This window comes from Mesorhizobium sp. (assembly GCF_024509055.1).
In the GTDB taxonomy this organism is placed as follows: domain Bacteria; phylum Pseudomonadota; class Alphaproteobacteria; order Rhizobiales; family Rhizobiaceae; genus Mesorhizobium.
Window position 1 is genome coordinate 1 of record NZ_JANINM010000002.1, and the last position, 7,745, is coordinate 7,745.

General features: G+C 61.9%; 12 protein-coding genes. 2 read left to right on the forward strand and 10 right to left on the reverse strand.

Annotated features, from left to right (window positions below; genetic code table 11):
- The 3 genes from Q0L57_RS00045 to eno form a co-directional block, all read right to left on the reverse strand.
- On the reverse strand, positions 1-547 hold a 547-nt coding region (locus Q0L57_RS00045), incomplete at its 3' end, for a thiamine pyrophosphate-dependent enzyme (RefSeq protein WP_296736060.1).
- A gap of 175 nt (positions 548-722) precedes the next feature.
- Positions 723-1,046, reverse strand: coding sequence for a septum formation initiator family protein (locus Q0L57_RS00050; RefSeq protein ID WP_296736062.1), 324 nt, complete (start codon positions 1,044-1,046; stop codon positions 723-725).
- Positions 1,047-1,206: 160 nt separating this feature from the next.
- Positions 1,207-2,481, reverse strand: coding sequence for a phosphopyruvate hydratase (gene eno / locus Q0L57_RS00055; protein ID WP_296736065.1), 1,275 nt, complete (start codon positions 2,479-2,481; stop codon positions 1,207-1,209).
- 201 nt (positions 2,482-2,682) lie between these two features.
- Between eno and Q0L57_RS00060 the strand changes: the two genes are divergently transcribed.
- Complete coding sequence (locus Q0L57_RS00060; protein ID WP_296736066.1) at positions 2,683-2,805, forward strand: hypothetical protein; 123 nt, start codon at positions 2,683-2,685, stop codon at positions 2,803-2,805.
- Between the two features lie 45 nt (positions 2,806-2,850).
- On the opposite strand, the gene Q0L57_RS00065 is transcribed toward Q0L57_RS00060, so the two are convergent.
- The 6 genes from Q0L57_RS00065 to Q0L57_RS00090 all read right to left on the reverse strand — a co-directional run bounded on the left by Q0L57_RS00065 (position 2,851) and on the right by Q0L57_RS00090 (position 5,932).
- Positions 2,851-3,216 (reverse strand): PRC-barrel domain-containing protein, encoded by a 366-nt coding sequence (locus Q0L57_RS00065; RefSeq protein ID WP_296736067.1) that lies wholly within the window; start codon positions 3,214-3,216, stop codon positions 2,851-2,853.
- A gap of 85 nt (positions 3,217-3,301) precedes the next feature.
- Positions 3,302-3,508, reverse strand: a complete 207-nt coding sequence (locus Q0L57_RS00070; protein WP_296736070.1) for a dodecin family protein — start codon at positions 3,506-3,508, stop codon at positions 3,302-3,304.
- A gap of 94 nt (positions 3,509-3,602) precedes the next feature.
- Positions 3,603-4,448, reverse strand: coding sequence for a 3-deoxy-8-phosphooctulonate synthase (kdsA, locus tag Q0L57_RS00075; protein WP_296736072.1), 846 nt, complete (start codon positions 4,446-4,448; stop codon positions 3,603-3,605).
- Positions 4,445-5,320: a VOC family protein gene (locus Q0L57_RS00080; RefSeq protein WP_296736074.1), complete on the reverse strand. Its 876-nt coding sequence runs from the start codon at positions 5,318-5,320 to the stop codon at positions 4,445-4,447. The genes kdsA and Q0L57_RS00080 overlap by 4 nt, the downstream gene beginning before the upstream one ends.
- An 80-nt stretch (positions 5,321-5,400) precedes the next feature.
- On the reverse strand, positions 5,401-5,691 hold the full coding sequence (locus tag Q0L57_RS00085; RefSeq protein WP_296736076.1) for a Dabb family protein: 291 nt from the start codon (positions 5,689-5,691) through the stop codon (positions 5,401-5,403).
- Positions 5,692-5,797: 106 nt separating this feature from the next.
- On the reverse strand, positions 5,798-5,932 hold the full coding sequence (locus Q0L57_RS00090) for a hypothetical protein (RefSeq protein ID WP_296736079.1): 135 nt from the start codon (positions 5,930-5,932) through the stop codon (positions 5,798-5,800).
- A 232-nt stretch (positions 5,933-6,164) separates the two neighbouring features.
- Here Q0L57_RS00090 and Q0L57_RS00095 point away from each other — a divergent pair, with 232 nt between their 5' ends.
- A complete protein-coding gene (locus Q0L57_RS00095; protein WP_296736080.1) occupies positions 6,165-6,449 on the forward strand; it encodes a hypothetical protein in 285 nt (94 codons plus the stop codon).
- Positions 6,450-6,482: 33 nt separating this feature from the next.
- On the opposite strand, the gene Q0L57_RS00100 is transcribed toward Q0L57_RS00095, so the two are convergent.
- On the reverse strand, positions 6,483-7,745 hold a 1,263-nt coding region (locus Q0L57_RS00100; RefSeq protein ID WP_296736083.1), incomplete at its 5' end, for a bifunctional 2',3'-cyclic-nucleotide 2'-phosphodiesterase/3'-nucleotidase.

Here is a 7,745-nt window from a genome sequence, read left to right on the forward strand (position 1 = left end):
TGAAGCTTTCATAGACCTGGCCCTGGTTGGCCGCGCCGTCGCCGAAATAGGTCAGCGAGACGTTCTTGTTGTCGCGATAGCGGTTGGCGAAGGCCAGGCCGGTGCCCAGCGACACCTGCGCGCCGACGATGCCGTGGCCGCCATAGAAATGCTTCTCCTTGGAGAACATGTGCATGGAGCCGCCCTTGCCCTTCGACAGGCCGCCACGGCGCCCGGTGAGCTCGGCCATGACGCCGCGCGGCGACAGGTCCATCGCCAGCATGTGGCCGTGGTCACGATAGGCGGTGATCATCTGGTCGCCTTCGATCAGCGACATCTTCATGCCGGTGACGACGGCCTCCTGGCCGATATAGAGGTGGCAGAAACCGCCGATGAAGCCCATGCCGTAGAGCTGGCCGGCTTTTTCCTCGAAGCGGCGGATGAGCAGCATGTGCCGGTAGGCGGAAAGCTCTTCTTCCTTGGTGAATTCGGCCGGCTTCGGCGCTGAGAGATTCGGCTGTTTGTCGGATTTGGATCTGGCAGGCGCTTTTTTGGCGGCGGTGGCCATGCATCACTCCCTGTTGGCGTCTCTTCGCGGACATTCAGGGAGATCGATCGCCTCCCCACCGATTTGTGAGAGGCTAACATGCGAAAATGCATTGCGCCATGCTGAAAAATGCATGGCTGGCATGCATCTAAGCGATTAGAATCATTGAAAATAACAACGATTAACCGAAATTCGGTTATTTCGCCGAAACGGGCAGCATGATGGTGATTTCATCTGGTTGGGACAGATTGAGCGCCTTTCGGGCCTGCTCGTCAAGCATGTCCTTCTCCAGCGTGCCTTCGTGCAGCAGCTGGACGCGGCGTTCGAACTCGACCCGGCGCGCCTTGACCGCGTCGAGCTGCGCCTGCAGATCGGCCGCCTGCGCTTTCAGCCGGTACTTGGAGTAGATGCCGAATTCGCCGTGATAGGCGTGGAAGCCGAAATAGGCCAGGAACAGGACGCAGAGCGAGGGAATGATCAACCTGCCGGTATTTCTCTGCTTGTGCTGACGTGTCCACATAACCCGAACCCTCGCGGCCGCGTACCCGAGCGGCCAAGGAGTCCTTTTTCGCCCGATTGTGCTTAATGGACGGTTACGGACGCCAACCGCGCGGTCGGCGGAAACGAAAAAGGGGCGGGAAATATCCCGCCCCTTCGGATTGATCGGAACTTCGTCCAGGTCAGGCCTTGATCACCGACTTGCCGGCATAGCGCGCCTGCTGGCCAAGCTCTTCCTCGATGCGGATGAGCTGGTTGTATTTCGCCGTACGATCCGAGCGCGACAGCGAGCCGGTCTTGATCTGACCGCAGTTCGTGGCGACCGCCAGGTCGGCGATGGTCGAATCCTCGGTCTCGCCCGAGCGGTGCGACATGACGGCGGTGTAGCCGGCCTTGTGCGCGGTCTCGACCGCGTCGAGCGTCTCGGTGAGCGAGCCGATCTGGTTGACCTTGACCAGGATCGAATTGGCGACGCCCATGCGGATGCCGTCGCGCAGACGCGCCGTGTTGGTGACGAAGAGGTCGTCGCCGACCAGCTGCACCTTCTTGCCGATCAGGTCGGTCAGGATCTTCCAGCCTTCCCAATCGTCCTCTGCGAGGCCGTCCTCGATGGTGATGATTGGATAGTCGGAGGCGAGCTTCGCGAGGTACTTGGCCTGCGCCTTCGGGTCACGGGTCTTCTTCTCGCCCTCATAGACGTAGTTGCCGTCCTTGAAGAACTCGGTCGCGGCGCAGTCGAGGCCGAGCGCCACATCCTCGCCCGGCTTGAAGCCGGCCTTCTCGATCGATTCCATGATGAAATCGAGCGCGGCCGGCGCGCTCTTCAGGTTGGGGGCAAAACCGCCTTCGTCGCCGACGTTGGTGTTGTGCCCGGCATCCTTGAGCTTCTTGCGCAGCGTGTGGAAGATTTCCGAACCCCAGCGCACGCCGTCGCGCAGCGTCGGCGCGCCGACCGGCAGGATCATGAATTCCTGGAAGTCGATCGGATTGTCGGCATGCGCGCCGCCATTGATGATGTTCATCATCGGAACCGGCAGGATATGCGCCTTGGTGCCGCCGACATAGCGGTAGAGCGGCAGGCCGGCAGCCTCGGCCGCGGCCTTGGCGACCGCCAGCGACACGCCGAGGATCGCGTTGGCGCCGAGGCGGCTCTTGTTCGGCGTGCCGTCGAGTTCGATCATCGTCTGGTCGATGTGGATCTGGTTCTCGGCTTCCATGCCGCCGATCGCCTCGAACAATTCGCCGTTCACGGCCTCGACCGCCCGCTGGACTCCCTTGCCGAGATAGCGCGGACCGCCGTCCCGTACTTCGACCGCCTCGTGAGCGCCCGTCGATGCACCCGACGGCACGGCGGCACGGCCCATCGAGCCGTCTTCCAGCACCACGTCGACCTCGACGGTCGGATTTCCACGGCTGTCCAGGATTTCACGCCCGACAATGTCGATGATGGCGGTCATTTGCGATGTCCCCGATTGATCGATTGAAGCGTCGCGACCCTCTTAGCCAAAGCACCGCAAAAGGCAATCGGGCCGCCGGCAATAATTGGCGCAGGCAAGAGTCACGAAGCGCAAATTTCTGTCATCATAAGTCATGCGCGCCGCGGACGCTTCTCATCTAAGGTCGCATCCGCGCGGGGCGAAACAGGAGAGGGTTTCGCCATGTCCCAGTTGAGCGGTATTGTGAGTTTGTTCCTGATCGCGGCGGCGTTCCTGACGTCTTGCGACAGCCAGAAACCGCAGCAGAGCTCAATGGAGCTATCTACCCTGCAGGCTGCGGAATAGTTCCAAAAGCGAAGGCCCCCGGTCCCGGGGGCCTTCGCTACGGCATCAATGCCAGTAAGGCGTGACCTGGTAGTAATCGAAGGACGCATCGCGGGCCGCTTCGCCATCCGAACCTGTCAGTTCTTTGATGGAATAGGCCGGCGCGGCTTGCAGCTGCTCCTTGCTAAACGGCACCACATAGCCGCCCTTATCCTTGTCGTAATCGAGGGTTGCCCACGGAATGGCGTGATACTTCTCGCCCATTCCGAGGAAACCGCCGAAGCCGATCACCGCAAACATGATGCCGTTCGACATCTTGTCGAGCATCACGTCCTCGACGCTGCCGATACTCTTACCCTCAGTATTATAGACAGACGTGCCGATGACGCGCGAGGCAGCAATGGCCTCGGTATGCCCTGAAGGGGTGGTCATAGTAGTGCTCCTCTCGGTTGAATTGCCTGTCTGGACAATGAGAGGAGTGGGTGAAGGTTCCAGACTTTTCGGCCTGCTGTTTCACCTAGTCGTCGGTGAGGATGAAGGTGACCTTCATGTTGACCCGATAGGCGGCAATCTTGCCGTCCTCGATGACGATCTTCTGGTCCTGTATCCAGGCGCCTTCGACGTTCTTCAAGGTCTTTGCGGCGCGCGAAATGCCCTTCTCGATGGCGTCCTGAAAGCTTTTCTTGGACGATGACGTGATTTCGGTGACGCGGGCGACAGACATGGCTTCCTCTCCTACAAGAACGCTCAGTTGCAGGGAGAAGCGTACTGCCGGCTCAGCACAACCACAAGCCGGCGCAAGATTCGCGGATATGCCTTCAGAAACCCTTGGCGACGCGGTCGAACGCCATCAGCTTTTCGAGCAGTGCCGGCATGTCCTTGAGCGGCACCATGTTGGGGCCGTCCGAAGATGTCGAGTTGTCCGGATCATGGTGGGTCTCGATGAAGACCCCGGCAACGCCGACGGCGACCGCCGCGCAGGCCAGCGTCGCGACGAAACGGCGCTCGCCGCCTGAGGAACCGCCCTGCCCGCCCGGCTGCTGCACCGAGTGGGTTGCGTCGAAGATCACGGGCGCGCCGATCTCGGCCATGATCGGCAGGGCCCGCATATCGGAGACCAGCGTGTTGTAGCCAAAAGACGCGCCGCGCTCGGTGGTCAGCACATTCGGGTTGCCTGAGCCCGTGATCTTGGCCACCACGTTCTTCATGTCCCACGGAGCGAGGAACTGGCCCTTCTTTACGTTGACGACCTTGCCCGTCCGGGCGGCCGCGACCAGCATGTCGGTCTGCCTCGACAGGAAGGCAGGGATCTGCAGGACATCGACGTGCGGGGCAACGATCGCGCATTGCTCCTCGGTGTGGACGTCGGTGAGCACCGGAAGTCCGAAGGTCTTGCGCAAATCGTCGAAGATCGGCATCGCCGCATCTAGCCCGGCGCCGCGCGTCGCCGCCAGCGAGGTGCGGTTGGCCTTGTCGTAGCTGGTCTTGTAGACGAGGCCGATGCCCAGTCGCTCTGTCAGTTCTTTGAGCGCGCCGGCCATATCGAAGGCGTGCTGACGTGATTCAAGCTGGCACGGACCGGCGATCAGCGACAGCGGCGCGTCGTTGGCGAAGACAACCTTGCCGACGGTTACCGATGAATTGGGCGCAAGGGGCTTGCTCATGGGATCTCCCGGAAGATGAAGGCGGCGCCCTGCCCGGGCGCCGGTGGCACGACGATGTCGTTGCCGCTCATGTTGTGCTCGACCGCGCCGGCTGCAAGCGCGCGCATCGCGGCGGCCTTGTCGCGGACCCAGAAGACGAGGGCCGCAAAACGCAACTCCGACGGAGGCAAGGCCGGGACCGCGAAGCGGGAAGCGTAGGCCTCGGGCGTCAGAACAGTCAAAGCCGCGTTCGGCAGTTGGAGCGCGTCGTCCTTTCCTGCTTCGGCGCCTGCCGCGGTGGCGATCAGCGCGATCTGCGCTGCTGGCTCGTCGCTGACCGCGACGATCTCGGCGATACCGGTGACGCCGTTCGCGTGGGCCTGCAGGGCCGTTCGGTCGATCTTCGGCGCGTTGATACGCTCGCAGGCGAACAGGAAAGCATCGTCGGTGCCTTTGTCGGCGCAGAAGGCGAGCTTGAACGATGCTGTGTCGCTCCTGCCGGCTTGATCGGTGAAGGCGCGCGAGAAGGTCAATATGTTTCCCGCCGACAGGCCCGCTTCGAGATAGCGAGCATGATCGGCCTCGGCGTCGCCGGTTCCAAGAACGATCGCGGAAAAACCCTCCTCGCCGAGTCTTTCCCGGTAGAGATGATCGCGCGCAACGAACACGTTGCCTTCGCCTATCGCTCGCTCCGCCACTTCCCTGCTGCCGACGGCAAGCGGCTCCAGGTAAGTGCCGTCCGCGAAAAAAACACAGGCGTTCTCGGTGCCGAACGGATGGATTCCGACCGGCGCGACGACAAAGCCCAGCGAGTTGAGGCGCGCCCGGGCAAGGTCAAGGCTTTGGGTCGGCAGCACCAGATGGTCGAGCGGATGAGCGGAGGGTTCTGTCATGCCGGGCGGTTTGCCCCATTCCGGCCGATGGTTCAAGACCGGCCTTCAATGCATGGCGGCGCCAAGCGCATGGCGTGTGTTCAGGCGGCCGCTACGACATCCGCCGAATAACGCAATTCACGCAGCGGTTTCACCTTGCTGGTGGTCTCGGCATAAAGAGGATGCGCCTTGTAGGCGGCGAGCGCCGCCTCGTCCTCGAATTCAGCGTAGACGACCACGTCAATCGCGTTGGCATACAGATCGACCTTGGTGTTGAGCGTGACCTCGAAGTGGCGCGAATGCGGGATTTTGCCCAGCTCTCGCAGGCCTACCTGCACGGCCTCCACATCTTCCTTGCGTCGCGCGCTGAAGAAAACGATGTGCCGGATCAAGCCAGCCTCCCTGGTCGTCAACTGAGGCGTGTTTTGAGAGAGCGGGCCGATCGCGTCAATCCGCAACGATGTCGCGCCCTGCCCGTGGAGGCTGATGCGGTTCGGCTCAGCCGGCGCCGGTGAGGCTGCGCACGATGCGGGACATCTCCCTGACGGTGGTGTCGAGGTAGTAGCCGTGGTTGTACAGGCCGTCCCAGATCAGGAAGAAGGTGATGGCGGCGATGACGATCACATAACGCATGGCCAAAACTACCGCATCTGCGCGACTGGAGCCAGAGCGGGTTCCAGCCAATTGCTCCGGCCCACCGCTTTTATCCGCGTCGCCGCATCCTGCGGGAAACGTTGCGATCCGCACATGCTCGTGAGCAGGCGTGATGAAACCGCGATCCGGCATCGGGCATTCTTGATCGTCCGACGCTTACCCTGCTTTCGTCAGCGCAGGCTCGGACAATCTTCGGCAACAGGAGGCTTCCATGAAGCGAGCCATGACCGCCGCCCTGCTGCTTGCCGTGATGTCGGCAAGCGCAGCTCAGGCAAAAGTAGCCGTACCCGTGATTACCAACGACCCGCTGGGCGTGCTCACCGCCCCCACCCTCAGGCCCGGGGCGAGCGACCTGATCAACAACATGCCGACGTCATCCATACCGGAGGTGCACCATCCAAAGGGCATGGCGCCGCTGACAGTACCGAACGACCCGCTGGGCACGTCGATCCAGCCGGCCTTCCCGACCCCGGTCACCGCTCCTGCGGCCCCTTAACGGACCGCCGCACGCTTTGACATGGCTGCCGCGTCAAAGCGTGATGCGGTATTTCGCAAATCCCGCCTCACCTTCACCCGCGGGCTCGATCTTGATCGATTTGATCGCGGCGATGAAGTCCTTCGCCTTGGGGCTGGTCTCGAAGACTACACTGGCGCCCGGCAGCGGGGCGAACGACCAATTGCCGTCCGCGGTCGGGTTGATCGTGCCTTGGCTGATGACGTAGCGCACGAGCACGTCGCGATTGGTGTCCGGTGCCTCGTAGATGATTTTCGAAGCATTGATATCGGGAAAATTGCCGCCACCGCCGGCTCGGTAATTGTTGGTGACAACCACGAATTTCGCCGCCGGATCGATGGGCTTACCCTGGAATTTCAAGTCGACGATGCGGTTCGATGCTGCATTGGCGGTGCCACCCTTGGAATCATATTTCGGCGGCTGCGACAGGTCGATCCTGTAGGTGACGCCGTCGATGACATCGAAATTATAGGACGGGAAATCGGTGTTGATCAGCGCCTGGTCGGCCTTGCCCGCCTCGATCCTGTTGAAGATGCCGGCCGACATTTCCAGCCATTCCTTCACTTCGGCGCCGGTGATTTCGACCGCGCGAACGGTGTTCGGGTAGAGATAGAGGTCGGCTACATTCTTGATGGCGATGTCGCCCACGGGAACGTCGGTGTAGTAGTCGGCGCCATTGCGGCCGCCGGCCTTGAACGGGGCCGCGGCCGAGAGCAACGGCACATCCTTCCACCGCGTGTTCTTCAATATATCTGTGATATACCAGCTCTGGGCCTGGTTGACGATTTGCACCGAGGGATCGTCGGCGACCAGGGCAAAATAGGAATAGAGCGGCGCCGAGGTCTTGCCGACCGGACGGCGGACATAGGCGAGCGTCGCTTCGTGATCCTGCTCCAGCGCCGCGATGATGCGCTTGTCGTCCTCGACGGTCGGCTTGTTCTTGTTGTCGACCCGCTCGTAGATCGGGCGCGCCTCGGAAGTCGCCGAGACGACTCGCCACTTCGAGCCGTCGCGCTCCAGCAGCAGGTCGATCAGGCCCATATGCGAGCCCCAGAAGCCGCCCATGACGGCCGGCTTGCCTTGCAGCGTGCCTTTTTCCGTGTCGACGCCCTGGAGCTGCTGGAAATCCTTCTTGCCGGGAAAGACCAGATGTTGGTGGCCGGTGAAAACCGCGTCGATGCCCTCGACACCAGCGACGAAGAAGGAGGCGTTCTCCATCATGTCGCCCTGCTTGATGTCGATGCCGGAATGCGAGAGCGCAATGACGATGTCGGCGCC

Bases quoted from the DNA above. Each gene is read 5' to 3' on its own strand.
- Q0L57_RS00050 (WP_296736062.1), bottom strand. From the start codon at position 1,046: ATGTGGACACGTCAGCACAAGCAGAGAAATACCGGCAGGTTGATCATT.
- eno (WP_296736065.1), bottom strand. From the start codon at position 2,481: ATGACCGCCATCATCGACATTGTCGGGCGTGAAATCCTGGACAGCCGT.
- Q0L57_RS00060 (WP_296736066.1), top strand. From the start codon at position 2,683: ATGTCCCAGTTGAGCGGTATTGTGAGTTTGTTCCTGATCGCGGCGGCG.
- Q0L57_RS00065 (WP_296736067.1), bottom strand. From the start codon at position 3,216: ATGACCACCCCTTCAGGGCATACCGAGGCCATTGCTGCCTCGCGCGTC.
- Q0L57_RS00070 (WP_296736070.1), bottom strand. From the start codon at position 3,508: ATGTCTGTCGCCCGCGTCACCGAAATCACGTCATCGTCCAAGAAAAGC.
- kdsA (WP_296736072.1), bottom strand. From the start codon at position 4,448: ATGAGCAAGCCCCTTGCGCCCAATTCATCGGTAACCGTCGGCAAGGTT.
- Q0L57_RS00080 (WP_296736074.1), bottom strand. From the start codon at position 5,320: ATGACAGAACCCTCCGCTCATCCGCTCGACCATCTGGTGCTGCCGACC.
- Q0L57_RS00090 (WP_296736079.1), bottom strand. From the start codon at position 5,932: ATGCGTTATGTGATCGTCATCGCCGCCATCACCTTCTTCCTGATCTGG.
- Q0L57_RS00095 (WP_296736080.1), top strand. From the start codon at position 6,165: ATGAAGCGAGCCATGACCGCCGCCCTGCTGCTTGCCGTGATGTCGGCA.